This is a genomic window from Neisseria sp. P0008.S002 (assembly GCF_051962805.1).
Classification (GTDB): domain Bacteria; phylum Pseudomonadota; class Gammaproteobacteria; order Burkholderiales; family Neisseriaceae; genus Neisseria; species Neisseria perflava.
This window is the reverse complement of record NZ_JBQCUY010000002.1, coordinates 246,755-262,212: the sequence shown is the minus strand read 5'-3', so window position 1 is coordinate 262,212 and position 15,458 is coordinate 246,755. Positions and strand designations below refer to the sequence as shown.

General features: G+C 47.6%; 13 protein-coding genes and 1 tRNA gene. 4 read left to right on the top strand and 10 right to left on the bottom strand.

Translation table 11 applies throughout. The annotated features are described in order from the left end of the window. Window positions 1–75: 75 nt before the first annotated feature. The 6 genes from ACTHSA_RS03150 to ACTHSA_RS03125 all read right to left on the bottom strand — a co-directional run bounded on the left by ACTHSA_RS03150 (window position 76) and on the right by ACTHSA_RS03125 (window position 4,725). Entirely contained in the window at window positions 76–831 is a 756-nt protein-coding gene (locus ACTHSA_RS03150) for a methylated-DNA--[protein]-cysteine S-methyltransferase (RefSeq protein ID WP_070625121.1), read from the bottom strand. Window positions 832–929: 98 nt separating this feature from the next. After that, complete coding sequence (gene dapE / locus ACTHSA_RS03145; protein WP_004519622.1) at window positions 930–2,063, bottom strand: succinyl-diaminopimelate desuccinylase; 1,134 nt, start codon at window positions 2,061–2,063, stop codon at window positions 930–932. A gap of 112 nt (window positions 2,064–2,175) precedes the next feature. Then, entirely contained in the window at window positions 2,176–2,796 is a 621-nt protein-coding gene (locus ACTHSA_RS03140; protein WP_004519621.1) for a glucose-6-phosphate 1-dehydrogenase family protein, read from the bottom strand. Between the two features lie 34 nt (window positions 2,797–2,830). Continuing rightward, window positions 2,831–3,340 carry a hemerythrin domain-containing protein gene (locus tag ACTHSA_RS03135; protein ID WP_004519620.1) on the bottom strand — a complete coding sequence of 170 codons (510 nt, stop codon included), beginning with the start codon at window positions 3,338–3,340 and terminating at the stop codon, window positions 2,831–2,833. Window positions 3,341–3,432: 92 nt separating this feature from the next. After that, window positions 3,433–4,011, bottom strand: a complete 579-nt coding sequence (gene azu / locus ACTHSA_RS03130) for an azurin (protein WP_003748712.1) — start codon at window positions 4,009–4,011, stop codon at window positions 3,433–3,435. Window positions 4,012–4,302: 291 nt separating this feature from the next. Beyond that, window positions 4,303–4,725: a DciA family protein gene (locus tag ACTHSA_RS03125; RefSeq protein WP_039862113.1), complete on the bottom strand. Its 423-nt coding sequence runs from the start codon at window positions 4,723–4,725 to the stop codon at window positions 4,303–4,305. Window positions 4,726–4,879: 154 nt separating this feature from the next. Between ACTHSA_RS03125 and secA the strand changes: the two genes are divergently transcribed. The 3 genes from secA to ACTHSA_RS03110 all read left to right on the top strand — a co-directional run bounded on the left by secA (window position 4,880) and on the right by ACTHSA_RS03110 (window position 9,421). Next, window positions 4,880–7,633, top strand: a complete 2,754-nt coding sequence (gene secA / locus ACTHSA_RS03120) for a preprotein translocase subunit SecA (RefSeq protein ID WP_049335622.1) — start codon at window positions 4,880–4,882, stop codon at window positions 7,631–7,633. Between the two features lie 132 nt (window positions 7,634–7,765). Beyond that, the gene (gene aroC / locus ACTHSA_RS03115; RefSeq protein ID WP_004519617.1) at window positions 7,766–8,866 is read left to right on the top strand and encodes a chorismate synthase; all 1,101 of its coding nucleotides are present in this window, start codon (window positions 7,766–7,768) and stop codon (window positions 8,864–8,866) included. Window positions 8,867–8,983: 117 nt separating this feature from the next. Further along, window positions 8,984–9,421, top strand: a complete 438-nt coding sequence (locus tag ACTHSA_RS03110; protein ID WP_004519616.1) for a ProQ/FINO family protein — start codon at window positions 8,984–8,986, stop codon at window positions 9,419–9,421. Between the two features lie 342 nt (window positions 9,422–9,763). Here the strand turns inward: ACTHSA_RS03110 and ACTHSA_RS03105 are convergent, their stop codons facing one another. Continuing rightward, window positions 9,764–11,338, bottom strand: a complete 1,575-nt coding sequence (locus ACTHSA_RS03105) for an inorganic phosphate transporter (RefSeq protein WP_039862088.1) — start codon at window positions 11,336–11,338, stop codon at window positions 9,764–9,766. A gap of 153 nt (window positions 11,339–11,491) precedes the next feature. On the opposite strand from ACTHSA_RS03105, the gene ACTHSA_RS03100 reads away from it, so the two are divergent. Beyond that, complete coding sequence (locus ACTHSA_RS03100) at window positions 11,492–12,595, top strand: anhydro-N-acetylmuramic acid kinase (RefSeq protein ID WP_070625123.1); 1,104 nt, start codon at window positions 11,492–11,494, stop codon at window positions 12,593–12,595. Window positions 12,596–12,659: 64 nt separating this feature from the next. On the opposite strand, the gene ACTHSA_RS03095 is transcribed toward ACTHSA_RS03100, so the two are convergent. From ACTHSA_RS03095 to ACTHSA_RS03085, 3 genes are all read right to left on the bottom strand, one after another. Next, window positions 12,660–14,219 carry a TerC family protein gene (locus ACTHSA_RS03095; protein ID WP_049323927.1) on the bottom strand — a complete coding sequence of 520 codons (1,560 nt, stop codon included), beginning with the start codon at window positions 14,217–14,219 and terminating at the stop codon, window positions 12,660–12,662. 454 nt (window positions 14,220–14,673) lie between these two features. Further along, on the bottom strand, window positions 14,674–15,069 hold the full coding sequence (locus ACTHSA_RS03090) for a hypothetical protein (RefSeq protein ID WP_049323926.1): 396 nt from the start codon (window positions 15,067–15,069) through the stop codon (window positions 14,674–14,676). 245 nt (window positions 15,070–15,314) lie between these two features. Then, window positions 15,315–15,390, bottom strand: a tRNA-Asn gene (locus ACTHSA_RS03085). Between the last annotated feature and the right edge of the window lie 68 nt (window positions 15,391–15,458).

The window sequence follows — 15,458 nt, the reverse complement described above, 5'->3', positions numbered from 1 at the left end:
GATTTTTCCGGGCTTCCCCGACCTTCTGCTACTCAATTTTTCAGCGTGCGAAGCCTGCCCCTAATGCAGATCCTCTCAAAACAAGGCCGTCTGAACCTCGCCTCTCTCCAAGGCAAGCAACGATTGTTTGCGGTTCAAACCGCCTGCGTAGCCGGTCAGTTTGCCGTCACTACCGATAACACGGTGGCAGGGAATCAGGATAGACACCTTGTTCTGCCCGTTTGCAGCGGCAACGGCGCGGACGGCTCTAGGATTACCCAACTGTTGCGCCTGCTTCTTGTAGCTGCGCGTTTCGCCGTAAGGAATAGTCAGCAGCGCATTCCACACCTGCTGCTGAAAGGCTGTACCTATCGTTTCCAAAGGCGTCGCAAAAACTTTTAGACGGCCTTGGAAGTATAAATCCAATTCTTGACGCAAAAGTTGCGTTTGCTCATTTTCTTGGAAAATAAACTGTCCGTTCAAAGCTTTTTGGACAGCCATGATTTCCTGTTCCATATGTTTCTGCCCGACAAATTCCAGCAGACACAAACCCTTGCTGCCGAACACCGCCAACATCTCGCCCAACGGCGTGGCAACCGCGGCCGCAGTCAGTTCGTTCGGACTATCAGGATAACGCGTTTCCAACAGTCGGATAGCTCGGCGGATACGGACATATTCTTCAGGCGCACAACCGATACAGTCAATAAAATCCTGCTCAAACTGCTTGGCTTCGTGTTCGGTAAGACGCTCGTGCAGTAAGGCTTCGAGAGTAGCGGGAAAGTCAGTTTCCAACTGCTCTCGGATTTCATTCCACTTTGATGGAAGCTCGTTTAAAGAAGGCAGAGTAATCATATTTTGCCTTGTTCAATTATCGATAACTTAAGAGAAAACCGAAAGAGCAAAAGAATCGTATCGCCCTATCGTTTTTCAAAGCCTACGGTACGGCCTTTTCACTTCAACAGGCGTTTCAACATACCTTCATACACCGCCGACAACTTCGGAATATCTTCCAAACGTACGTTTTCGTTGATTTGGTGGATGGTCGCGTTAGACGGGCCTAATTCGATGAGCTCTTTCGCAATGGCTTTGATGAAGCGTCCGTCCGAAGTGCCGCCGGTGGTGGACAATTCAGCCTCAACGCCACAAATCTCGGCAATGGCTTCGCGTGCCACATCGGTCAGTTTTCCTGCCTGTGTCAGGAAAGGTTGGCCTGAGCAAGACCACTGCAAATCGTATTGCACGCCGTGTTTATCCAAAATGGTATGAACGCGTTGTTTCAGCCCTTCTTCAGTAGACTCGGTAGAGAAACGGAAATTGAATTTGACGTTTAGCTCGCCCGGAATCACATTGGTCGCGCCTGTGCCGCCGTTAATATTGGAAATTTGGAAACTGGTCGGCGGGAAGTATTCGTTGCCCTCGTCCCAGACTTCCTGCGTCAGCTCCAGCAAGGCCGGGGCAAAAGTATGCACGGGATTGATTGCCAAATGCGGATAGGCAATATGGCCTTGCTTGCCTTTGATGGTCAGATTGCCCGACAACGAGCCGCGTCGGCCGTTTTTCAACATATCGCCCAATTTATCCACGGCAGTCGGTTCGCCGACGATACAGTAATCAATCAATTCGCCACGCGCTTTCAATACATCGACAACTTTGGTTGTGCCATCCAGCGCATCGCCCTCTTCGTCTGAAGTAATCAGGAGCGCGATACTGCCTTGATGATCGGGATATTCGGCAACGAAACGCTCACAGGCGGTAACGAAGCAGGCAATGCTGGTTTTCATGTCCGCCGCGCCGCGGCCATACAGACGGTCTTCACGCTCGGTCGGTTCAAACGGAGGCGAATCCCATTTTTCAACAGGACCTGTCGGCACAACGTCGGTATGTCCGGCAAAGCAGAACACCGGAGCCTGAGTACCGCGGCGCAACCAAATGTTTTTGGTGTCGCCGAAATGAAGCTCTTCTACGGCAAAACCGATTTTTTGCAGGCGTTCGGCCAGCAGTTGTTGGCAGTTTTGGTCATCCGGCGTAACGGACGGGCGGGAAATCAGCTCTTTGGCAAGCTCTAGGGATTGGGTTTCGGTCATATTTGCTCACTTTGAGAAACAGGCCGTCTGAAACGTTCTGAATATGATTTTCAGACGGCCTTGAGTTTATTTGAAGATACTGAATGGGCAGTTTCCCTTTCTGCATCCTGATTTATTTTCCATGACAAGCTTCATACAGCGGCAGTAAGTCTTCCACTGTTTCCACTATCCATTTCGCGACATCCTGCTTGCCCAAATCATCGCGTTCGATGTGTTTGCCGATACAGAAGAAATCTTTATCGTCTCGAAGCTTTCTATCGCCGTCGCTTTGTTGGGCAACGGTACGATAATCGTCATATTCGCTTTCCGCACCGTGCCACATATCGAAGGAAGCGTATTTTTCAGTATCAAAATTATCCAGCCAGCGGTTGTAATCAGGCAGCGCAATGGGAGAAACATCGGCTTTATAGCAATGCCAGTCCAAGCTGACGCTCAAACGGCGGCGATTCAGCAAAATCGATAAAATCGCTGCGGAATTTTTATATTGTTCGTATTTGAAATAGGCAAAAAAATGGGCGCGGACCTGCCAGCCGTTACACCAGCGTTCGATATGCGGCGGCGCAAACGGTGCACCCAATTCGGCGGCAACCTGCTGGATTAGCTGCTGCCATACCTGCCAGTTTTCTTTATAGTCTGCCTTGATTTGCGGAATGCTTTCAGGCTGGTATTTTTTAAGCTGGGAAAACTGGAAAAAAGGGATATTGAACAAATCGCAACTTTTTGGGGTCAGCATAGTGTATTCCTTGAGACGATTGTTTCAGACGACCTTATTTGCGGCGGCGTGCAGCCATAATTTCGCCGATTTCGGTCAGTTTTTCTTTGGGGATAAAGGTTTTGCCCATATCAAATAGCGGCTCTTCAATCGCCAGATGAACATCATATCCTGCGACAAAGCGTTTGAACGTTTCCGCATCGGGGATATAGGCGTTGTCTGCTTCGAGTTTGGCGAATTCGGCAGATACCGCCGCCCAGTTGTTGTGCAGGCTGATATGTTGGCGCAAAAGCTCGTCAACGCTTTCTTGAGCTTGCGGCGCATATTGCAATAGAAGCGGGAAGAAATTTTCTTCTTCGTCTTCATGGTGCAACGGCGCGGCAACATTAAAATATTGGGCAATTTGGCGGATGGTTTGCAAAACGATTTGATTGCAGCCGTTTTCGGCAATATAGTTCGACAACATGGCAACCTGGCTGCAGAAACGGCGCACTTTGCCATGACAGGCGTACAGCATTTCAATGGGTTCGGCAAAAGTAACGCTTTTGGTTTCAAACGGATTCATGGTTTTGAAGTTTTATTCTTAAATTAATGTTTCCAGATTATAACAAAACAGCCTGCGCAAGGCAGGCTGTCTGTTTTCGAGCTTGAGGCGGATTAGTCAACCAAAGTAACTTTACCGTTCATCAAAGCGCCGTGACCTGGGAAGGTACAAGCGAATTTGTATTCGCCGCCGGCCAATTTAGCAGGATCCAGAGTCAGGGAAGCTTCTTCGCCGCCGCCAACCAGTTTGGTGTGGGCAACAACGCGTGCGTCGTCAGGTTTAACGTAGTCAGTTGCAGCAGCACCGGCACCGTCTTTGAAAATACCGTCCATGTCTTCGGCTTTACCGATGACGATGTTGTGACCCATGCTTTCTTTAGGTTGGGTACCAGTGTGTTTCAAAGTGATGGTGAATTCTTTACAAGCTTTGCTCACTTGGATTTCTTTAGTGTTAAACTGCATAGCGTCGTTGGCTTCAACAGTAGTTGCGCAGTTGCCGGCAGCAGGAGCGGCGGCAGCATCGGCTGGAGCAGCTTCAGAGGCAGGAGCGGCATCGGCAGGTGCAGTAGTTTCTGCAGGAGCAGCTTCAGAAGCAGCGGAAGCAGCAGGTGCTTCAGCAGGTTTTGCAGCTTCTTGAGAGCATGCAGCTAAGCCGATAACGGCAGCGGAAATCAGAGCCAGATAAGCTTTCATTGATGTATCTCCTAATGATGAGAGTCTTGTTAAGTTCTATTAATAGAACCCGCGCGAATATATTAACAAAGACAAATGTCAAACTTAAACTTATTCACGCAGAGTGATAAGAAATTCAGGCGTTATTTTGCTACAAACTTCACACGAAATCAAAATTTCAGGCCAAGTTTACATCAGTTTACCTAAAAGAAAACAGTTACTGTTTAGGTCGTATTTCTTTAGTATTAGATGCTATCAGTCAAATGAAATAAATTTTAACATTTATTAACCATAATCTCATTCGGCATGATTTTAGCGGCTGTGCTTGCGCACCAATTCTGCCAATGCCGCCGCCAATTCGGGATGTTTGCCTTCCAATTTGGCTGCCGCCTCATCGAAGCTGTCTAAAGCTGCCTCGCTCAATCTCAAACTATTGGTTTTCGGCTGAGCCGGAGGCTTGGGAACTACCCTGACCACCACTTCCCTGACGCCTGTATGCAATGTTTGCAACTTGGGCAACATGGCAGGCAGGATCATTTTCAAACGCGAAGCAGCCATATTATTGGCGGCAAGCAAGACCAATCTTCCGTCTTCTACGCAGGCCGTCTGAAAATGCGGATGCAGGTTGGCCGGCAAAACCGTTTTGATTTTTGCATCCAATTTCCGCCATTGTTGCGATTGTTGCAACAAGCCCGCCAATAAATGATTGCGCTTGCCTAATTGTGCTAAATCCATATATTTCAGACGGCCTCTCAGTAAATTAACCAAACAATTACAATTGAAATACAGCAAAACCGCCTTTATTTCAAACAGCATTACCGCGTTATACAAGCGCTTGTGTTAAAATCCCAATTTCGCCCACTATTATATCAAGGCGCAGGAATTATTCATGCTGACAAACATTGCTAAGAAAATCTTCGGCAGCCGCAACGACCGCCTGCTGAAACAATATCGTAAATCCGTTGCCAAAATCAACGCGCTTGAGAAACAAATGCAGGCATTGAGCGATGCAGAACTGCAAGCTAAAACAGCCGAATTCAAACAACGTCTCGCCGACGGACAAAGCCTGGACGACATCTTGGTCGAAGCCTTTGCCGTCTGCCGCGAAGCATCAAGCCGTGTATTGGGCATGCGCCACTTTGATGTACAGCTTATCGGCGGTATGGTTCTGCACAACGGCAAAATCGCCGAAATGCGTACCGGTGAAGGTAAAACTCTGGTGGCCACCCTTGCCGTTTACCTGAATGCATTGTCAGGAAAAGGCGTCCACGTCGTTACCGTCAACGACTACCTCGCCTCCCGTGACGCGAGCATTATGGAGCCTTTGTACAACTTCTTAGGCTTGAGTGTCGGCGTGATCGTCGCCGATTTGCAACCTTTCGAACGCCAAACCGCTTACGGTGCCGACATTACTTACGGCACCAACAACGAATTCGGCTTCGACTACCTGCGCGACAATATGGTTACCGACCAATACGACAAAGTTCAGCGCGAATTGAACTTTGCCGTTGTCGACGAAGTGGACTCCATTCTGATCGACGAAGCGCGTACGCCGCTGATTATTTCCGGCCAGGCAGATGACAACATCCAGCTCTACCGCGTAATGGATGCCGTTCCGGCCCACCTTATCCGCCAAGAAACCGAAGAAGGCGAAGGCGATTACTGGGTAGATGAAAAAGCACACCAAGTTATTCTGAGCGAAGCTGGTCACGAACACGCCGAGCAAATCCTGACACAAATGGGCTTATTACAGGAAAACGACTCGCTCTACTCTGCCGCCAATATTTCCCTGATGCACCACCTCATGGCGGCATTACGTGCGCACACCCTGTTCCACAAAGACCAACACTACGTCATTCAAGACGGTGAAATCGTGATTGTGGACGAATTCACAGGCCGTCTGATGGCCGGCCGCCGTTGGTCCGAAGGCTTGCACCAAGCTGTTGAAGCCAAAGAAGGCGTAGAAATCAAACGCGAAAACCAAACGCTTGCATCTATTACCTTCCAAAACTACTTCCGCCTGTACAGCAAACTATCCGGTATGACCGGTACGGCCGACACCGAAGCCTTCGAGTTCCAAAGCATTTACAACCTCGAAACCGTCATCATCCCGACCAACCGTCCTGTACAACGTAAAGACTTCAACGACCAAATCTTCCGCTCAGCTGAAGAAAAATTTGAAGCCGTTGTCAAAGACATTGCCGAATGCCACAAAAACGGTCAACCGGTTTTGGTCGGCACCACCAGCATCGAAAACTCCGAACTGGTTTCTGACTTGTTACACAAAGCCGGTCTGCCGCATAACGTTCTGAACGCCAAAGAACACGAGCGCGAGGCATTGATTGTAGCTCAAGCCGGTAAAGTCGGCGCAATTACCGTTGCCACCAACATGGCAGGCCGCGGTACCGATATTGTCTTGGGCGGCAACCTCAAACATCAAATCGAAGCCATCCATGCCGATGAAACCCTGAGCGAACAGCAAAAACAAGCGCAAATTTCTGCCCTTGAAAGCGGTTGGCAAGCTGAACACGACCAAGTTGTGGCCGCAGGCGGTTTGCATATTATCGGTACAGAACGCCATGAAAGCCGCCGTATCGACAACCAGTTGCGTGGTCGTGCCGGCCGTCAGGGCGACCCCGGCTCCAGCCGTTTCTATCTATCGTTTGAAGATCCATTGTTGCGCCTGTTTGCACTCGACCGTGCCGCCGCCATCCTCAACCGCCTGGCACCTGAACGCGGCGTTGCCATCGAACACGGCCTGCTGACCCGTCAAATCGAAGGCGCACAACGTAAAGTCGAAGGCCGCAACTTTGATATGCGTAAACAGGTTTTAGAATATGATGACGTTGCCAACGACCAACGTAAAGTGATCTACCATCAACGCAACGAAATCCTGACCAGCAAAGATGTCAGTGATTTGACCCGCGAAATCCGCGCCGACGTTATCAGCGACTTGGTTGATTACCACATCCCGCCTGACAGCATGGAAGAGCAATGGGACATTCCAGCACTGGAGCACCAACTTGCCGCCGATTTCCGCCTGCATGTCGATATTAAAGGCTGGCTGAAAGAAGACAGCACTTTGGACAACCAAGACATTAAAGAACGCCTCATCAAGCGCATCGAAGACGAGTATGCCGAAAAAGTTGAATTGGTCGGCAAACAGGCTATGTCAGACTTCGAACGCAATGTTATGCTGCAAGTTATCGACAACCAATGGCGCGAACACCTCGCCGCTATGGACTACTTGCGCCAAGGTATCCATCTGCGCAGCTATGCTCAGAAAAATCCGAAACAGGAATACAAACGCGAAGCTTTCGCCATGTTTGAAAATCTGTGGCGCGGTATCAAACAAAACATTGCCGCTTTGCTGACTGCCGTTCAAATCGAGCGCAATAGCGAATACGACCACACCGCCGCACAAAGCGTCAGCGATGTTCAAACCGTCCACTCCGATGCGCCTGATATGGAAGAATTGCTCGGTCAATCGCAAACCGATTTGGTTACAGAAGCGTTCGACCCTGACGGCACAGACTTCAGCCCTGAAGCGCTTGCACAAAACGGCCTGATTGTTCACCGCAACGATCCTTGCCCTTGCGGCAGCGGCCTGAAATACAAACAGTGCCACGGTAAATTGAACTAAGTAGTCATCTCAAAAGGCCGTCTGAACGGTGAAACGAGAATCTTTGATTTCGTTCTCACATCTGTTCAGACGGCCTGAGAATTATCCAAACAAGTAAAAAATTTCCAAACCCAATTTCAAAAGAGTATCCCTATGGCAGGCAATACCTTCGGACAAATCTTTACCGTTACCACTTTCGGCGAAAGCCACGGCGCAGGCTTGGGCTGCATCATCGACGGCTGCCCGCCAGGATTAGAATTGAGCGAAGCGGATATCCAATATGACCTTGACCGTCGCAAACCCGGCACCAGCCGCCACGTTACCCAACGTCGCGAAGCCGACCAAGTCGAAATCCTCTCCGGCGTATTCGAAGGCAAAACTACCGGTACACCTATCGCTCTCCTAATCCGCAATACCGACCAACGCAGCAAAGACTATGGCAATATCGCCACCAGTTTCCGCCCCGGACATGCCGATTACACCTACTGGCACAAATACGGTACACGCGACTATCGCGGCGGCGGTAGAAGTTCCGCCCGCGAAACCGCTGCCCGCGTTGCAGCCGGAGCAATTGCGAAAAAATGGCTGAAAGAAAAATTCGGTACTGAAATTACCGCCTACGTTACCCAAGTAGGCGAAAAAGAAATCCAGTTTGAAGGTTACGAATATATTTCCCAAAATCCTTTTTTTGCCGCAAACCAAAGCCAAATTGAGGACTTGGAAAACTATATGGACAGCGTGCGCAAATCATTGGATTCTGTCGGCGCAAAACTTCATATCGAAGCAGCCAACGTCCCTGTCGGCTTAGGCGAACCAGTTTTTGACCGCCTCGATGCAGAAATTGCCTATGCCATGATGGGCATCAATGCCGTCAAAGGCATGGAAATCGGCGCAGGTTTTGATAGCGTAACTCAACGCGGCAGCGAGCACGGCGACGAGCTCACGCCTCAAGGCTTTCTATCCAACCACTCAGGCGGCATCTTGGGTGGCATCAGCACCGGACAAGACATTCATGTGAATATTGCCATTAAACCGACCAGTTCCATCGCCACACCGCGCCGCAGTATTGATATAGAGGGCAACCCTGTCGAACTTGCCACACACGGCCGCCACGACCCCTGCGTCGGATTACGCGCCGCTCCGATTGCAGAAGCCATGCTGGCATTGGTCTTGATCGACCACGCCTTACGCCATCGTGCACAAAATGCCGATGTTCAGGTTAATACACCAGACATTGCCAAATTGGAAAAATAACCGTTTATTTCTGAATATTCTCAGAAAAATTTAGCCAAATCACAGTCTTTATACTACAATAGCACCTTATTGCCGTATGACGAAAATACGGATTTATATTAGAGGAATACAACCGCAATGGCACAAGAAACCGCTTTGGGCGCTGCGCTGAAATCTGCCGTCCAAACTATGAGCAAGAAAAAACAGACAGACATGATTGCCGACCACATTTACGGCAAATATGATGTATTCAAACGATTCAAACCGTTGGCCGTCGGTATCGACCAAGACTTGGTTGCCGCCCTGCCCCAATACGACCCTGCACTGATTGCACGCGTACTGGCTAACCACTGCCGCCGTCCGCGCTATCTGAAAGCCCTGGCTCGCGGCGGCAAACGTTTTGACTTGAATAACCGCTTCAAAGGCGAAGTCAGCGCAGAAGAACAAACCATCGCCCAACAGCACCCAGCCGTTCAACAGGCATTGGCTGCACAAGCCGAACGTCAAGCCGCTAAGGCTACTACAGAAGCAGAAGTAGCTCCTACTCAAGCCGAGACCAACGAAGCTTCTGAATAATGTTCAGACGGCCTGATAAGGCTTGCACTAAATAAATAGAGCCCCAATTTAATACGACATCTTTAACGTCGATGAATTGGGGCTTTTTATTGCCTTAACCTTATAGTGGCTGATTAAAAATAGCCTTGTTTACCCCCACCAAGCCAAGTTTTGAAACCAAAATCTTTTCTAAGCTATTCCCAATAAGGTATTTCTTTATTACGCTGATTATTCTTGTATCAATTTAAACATTGAACAACATTATTTGTTCGACATTAAAGCAATCTAAAATCTACTCTTATGAACATAAGTAAAGGCCGTCTGAAATATCTTTCAGACGGCCTTTTTAAATCAAACAGTCAGTTAAAACACGGCTTGCAAAACCAAATAGCTGACAACAGACAAAACGGCAGCAGCAGGCAAGGTAATAACCCAAGCAAGGCCGATCGGTTTCATCAATTTCCAGTTGGCATTGCGGTTAACCAAGCCGATACCCAAAACTGCACCTACCAAGATATGGGTACTGGAAACAGGCAAGCCCATAAATGATGCGGCCATCACGACGGCGGCGGCAGAAAGCTCTGCTGAGAAGCCTGACGCGGGGTGCATTTCTGCTAAGCTGGTGCCTACGGTTTTAATCACTTCTTTACCGACAAACCATAAGCCGACGATCAAAGCGATACCGAAAGTCAACATGGCAATTGGCGGCACGGCGTTTTGAGAAGTAATGCTGTTGGTACGCAGCACATCCATAATCGCGGCAAACGGACCAATCGCATTGGCAATATCGTTTGCACCATGGCTGAATGCGAAACCGCAAGCAGTAAATACCTGCATCCATGAGAACATTTGGAAAGTCGATTTATCCAAATCTTTGCGTTTCAAACTTTTGGCGAATACAAACGTACCCATCCAAATAGCTGCGCCGATCATGAAAATGGTCAGGAAGCTGTTGACGTTGCTCATGCCCAAATGCAGATTTTTCAGACCTTTAAAAATCAACATGGCCGCAATCATCATGCCGCCGACAGAAGCAATAAACGGCACCCAGGAATGCAGTGCTTTGTAAGAATCTACTTCGCCCTTACGGCTGTCAAAGCGGTGCAGACCGCGATAATACTCAGACTGCAATTCTTCAGGATCAAAGTCCGGCTCATCATAAATTTGGGCATCGTGCGCCATTTTGGTGGCGTATTCGACTTTTTCAGATTCACTCAAGGCATCAAAAAACAGGCGGTGCTCTTCTTTATAGGCTTTCTTCTCCAACTTGATGCCTTTGAGCGTATTATCGGCCCAAGAGTTGTAGTCCAAAACGTTTTTCTTAATTCGTGAAAACAATAGATAGGAAACGATGCCACCTAATACCGGAGACAAAATCCAAGACAAGGCAATTTCGCCCAACTTGTCCCATTGAATCAGCGCAATGGAATCCACACCGTTCAATGCCGCCATACACAAGGCACTACCGACGATACCGCCGATAATGGCGTGTGTCGTAGAAACCGGCAGACCTTTGCGCGATGCAAAAAGCAGCCACAATGCCGCAGCCAAAAGCGCAGACATCATAATAAAAACAAACTGCATCGGATCCAGATGCATGCCATTCAAATCGACAATACCCTTACGGATGGTATCTGTTACCTCGCCGCCGGCAATCACTGCGCCGCTGACTTCAAATACTGCCGCAATCAGCAAAGCTTGCGGAATAGTCAATGTGCCGGAGCCGACACTTGTACCGAAAGAGTTAGCAATATCGTTACCACCCACATTAAACGCCATGAAGACGCCGAAAAAGGTAGCAAGGATAAACAGGCCGGAGTGGTTGTAGTGGGTATAACCCAGGCCCCAATAAATAAAATAGCCGACCATGCTCACAAGCATAGCGGCAAAAACCGTATTAATCAGCTTCAAGTTCGCACTCGACTGAGTTTGAGCCATGGAAAGTTTCCTTTTGGAAAACATGTTGAGTCACGTTATTTTAACCTCTTTGTAATCTTTCTTGCACCAACTATTTACATTAAATGCCGAAATTCCCGTAAAAACGTCAAAAGGCGTTAAAATGTCGCTTTACCTTCTCTTTCTGTAACCGAAATGCAACCCCAATACTATATCGGCATCATGTCCGGAACCAGCATGGACGGTGCCGATGCCGTACTGATTCAAATGCAGGGCAAGCAATGGCAACGAGCCGTTGCCCACAGCTTTCTACCCTATTCAGACGGCCTGCGCCAAGAATTGTTGGCACTACAAGACATAGGCGAAAATGAATTGCACAGAAGCAATATCCTGGCGCAAACACTCAGCCGCCTATACACCCAAACCGTCCAACAACTATTGGCAGAACAAAACCTGTCGGCCAAAGACATTGCCGCAATCGGCTGCCACGGACAAACCATCCGCCATGCGCCTGAATACGGTTACAGCATTCAACTGGTTAACCTCTCCCTGTTAGCTGAACTGACCGGCATTTTCACTGTCGGCGACTTTCGCAGCCGCGACCTTGCCTGCAACGGTCAAGGTGCACCCCTCGTCCCAGCCTTTCACGAAGCGCTGTTTCGAGATGCGAATGAAACCCGAGCCGTACTCAACATTGGAGGCATTTCCAATATCAGCATCCTCCCGCCCGACAGCCCTTCTTTCGGCTTCGATACCGGCCCCGGCAATATGCTGATGGATGCATGGATGCAACATATCTGGCAGCAGCCTTACGACAAAAACGGGGAAAAAGCCGCACAAGGCAAAATCCTCCCCGACCTGCTCGCTTCCCTGCTCGACCATCCTTATTTCAGCCGCCCTTATCCCAAAAGTACAGGCCGAGAGTTGTTTTCCCTAAGCTGGCTTCAAGGCCGTCTGAAAGGTAATGAAAAGCCGGAAGATGTGATACGCACATTGGTCTTTTATACCGCACAAACCATTTTTGACGCGACCAAACAAGCTGCTCCGGCGATTCATAATCTTTACATCTGCGGCGGCGGCATCCGCAATCCGGTTTTGATGCAAGACTTGGAAACCCTGTTTTCTCCCGACACCAAATTGCACAGCACAGCCAAGCTCCATCTTGACCCGCAATGGGTGGAAGCCGCCGCTTTTGCCTGGCTTGCAGCCTGTTGGTGCAATCAAGTTCCGAGCAATCCCCACCATGCAACCGGCGCACATTCACACCGAATTTTAGGCTCTGGACATTACGGTAACTAAAGTTGAATCAATAAAAAGGCCGTCTGAACATTTTCAGACGGCCTTTACCATACTAACTCTTCACTTATTCTTCTTCCGGCAAACGGTTGATTTTCACACGTGCAATCCGTTGTCCGTCCTTCTCAACCACTTCAAAACGCCAGCCGTGATAATCGATGAAATCGCCTACATCAGGAATACTTTGCAATTCTTCCATAATCAAGCCGGCAACGGTATGAAAGTCCGCATCTTCCTCTTGGGCAGGCAGATTCAATTGAGAAGCCAATTCCACATACTCCAATGCACCATCCACAGACAGCGTTTCATCCTGACTGGCTGGAGCAGCTTCTTCTTCCTCACGCTCGAATTCCTCGGGGAACTCACCGGCAATAGTTTCCAACAAATCTTTCATGGTTACCATGCCCAATACCGCACCAAACTCATCCACCACCAAGGCATAATCCGCGCTGCTTTGACGGAACAATTCAATCGCATTCAATGCCGTCGTACTGTCCGGCAAAATCAACGGCTGGCGCAAGGCCGTCTGAATATTGATTTCCCCAGATTCAAGCAGCTGGTTCAGCAAATCTTTTTTACTGATATAGCCCAAAGGCTCATCTACACCTGCCTTACCGACAACCAACAAACGGCTATACGGCGTATTTTTCAGCTGCGCATTTTGTTCTTCCCGACTTTGGGAAATATCCAACTTCTCGATCTCCCGACGCGGAATCATCACACCCATAATCGGACGCTCCGCCAAAGTCAGCACGCTGCGAATCATGGATTTTTCGTTTTCTTCAAAATGCTCGTCATCACCGCCGTTATCGCCTGCTTTTGCCAAAATGCTTTCGCGGATACCCATCATGCCCAACACATTTTCAGCGGTACGCTTACGCCAAGAGGTACTGATGTAGTCATTTTTGCGGGCATTCTTTTGCGAAACCTGATTAAACAGTTCGATCAAAATCGAGAAGCCGATCGCCGCATACAAATAGCCTTTCGGAATATGGAAATGGAAGGCTTCCGCAATCAGGCTGAAACCAATCATCAACAAGAAACCCAAACACAACATCACAACGGTCGGATGCTTGTCCACAAAGGCGGTCAACAGTTTGCTGGCGGAAATCATCACCGTCATCGCCACAACCACTGCACCCATTGCTACCACAATATGATCCACCATCGCCACTGCCGTAATAACAGAATCGATAGAGAAAACCGCATCCAAAATCAAGATTTGCGCCACAACGCCCCAAAAAGAAGAATGCTTCTTCTGCCCTTCAGCAACCGCAAATTGATTATGGCCTTCAAGGCGTTCGTGCAGCTCGGTAGTCGCTTTATAAAGCAGGAAAATACCACCGGCAAACATAATCATGTCTTTACCAGAAATCTCCAAGCCGCCCAGCTCAAACAAAGGACGCGTCAGCGTCATGATATGCGCCATGAAGCCCAGCATGAAAATCCGAATAACGACAGCCAAACCCAAGCCCGTTATCCGCGCCCTATCCCGTTGCGACGGTTTGACCTTGTTTGCCAAAATTGCTACGAAAACAAGGTTATCTATACCTAAAACAACTTCCAAAACCAGAAGCGTGGCAAAGCCTATCCAAGTATGCGGCTCGGCCAACCAACTGAAATCCATAATGATTGCGTTCCTTTAAAATACAAAAAGGCAGCCGTTCCGCTTAAAACGGACAGACTGCCAAATTTCGGGCATAAATAAAGGGAAAGAAGCGGTATAACAACTACTCTGCTCTGCGTCTTTCATGAAAAATTTATGCCCCAGTCAAAAATAATGGCAAACAGTTTATCAGTTTGACGAAAGAAAGGCAAAGTCCGACAGCATATTTTCTTTTAAAAACAGTCTACAGCTGCCAACAAATCACTTTCTCCAGCGTTAACAAAAGGAATCGGTCGATATATTTGGTGATCATGGTTTGTTCGGTTTGCCGAAAGAAGATTCTTATAAGAAACCCCCTAAATGCCTGGGTAAAAACTTAGGTTTTTTTACTAAGGTCTCAAGCCGTCTGAAAAATTGGGATTTTTTCAGACGGCACGGTTTATATAGACAATAATTTTCTTAGAAAATATAACGATTATATTCTTTCAGAAATTACGGATATACTTAATCTCCATACAGTTAAAGTAATTAATCTGCCATCTAAATAAGAATATTCTAATTGAAGAGCATCATCTTCAAAGCAAATATTTCCAGCTGTAAATGTATTGCCATCTAACCTACCTGTTATCTTATATTGTGCACTATCACCTATTCTTTCAAAAGGAATAATAACAGATTCATCTGTATTAACCTCTTCCAATATAAACTCATCAATAATGAAATAGTCAAGTTCCACATTGTAAACTTTATTCACTTCAATAGCCATTGGACAACAATTAAGGAAACAATATAGATCGTTATTTTCTATAGAAAAATATGCAAATTCCTCAATTATTTCATCCATTTTTTTTAGCTTTGCTGAGTAAATCATTTTTAACCTTTCATAAATTATTTTACTTCATAAATTGTTTTATCTTTTGGATTGCTACGATTTATAGATCTTCAAAAGTCTTTTCCACTTTTCACATGGATGGTTGTGATGTAACCTCGATGATTTGTTCCTATAAAGGCTGATGAATTAAGTGTAATCATTTAATCAATTATCATCAAAATATCTTAAAATATTAACCAATAGATAAAATAAAAACCACCATACAAGATGGTGGTTTTCAAATCTGGCTCCCCGACCTGGGCTCGAACCAGGGACCTGCGGATTAACAGTCCGTCGCTCTACCGACTGAGCTATCGGGGAATTAAAAATGGGATTATATAGAAAATATCAGAAGCCTGTCAAGCAACAATCTATATAAAAACAAAAAT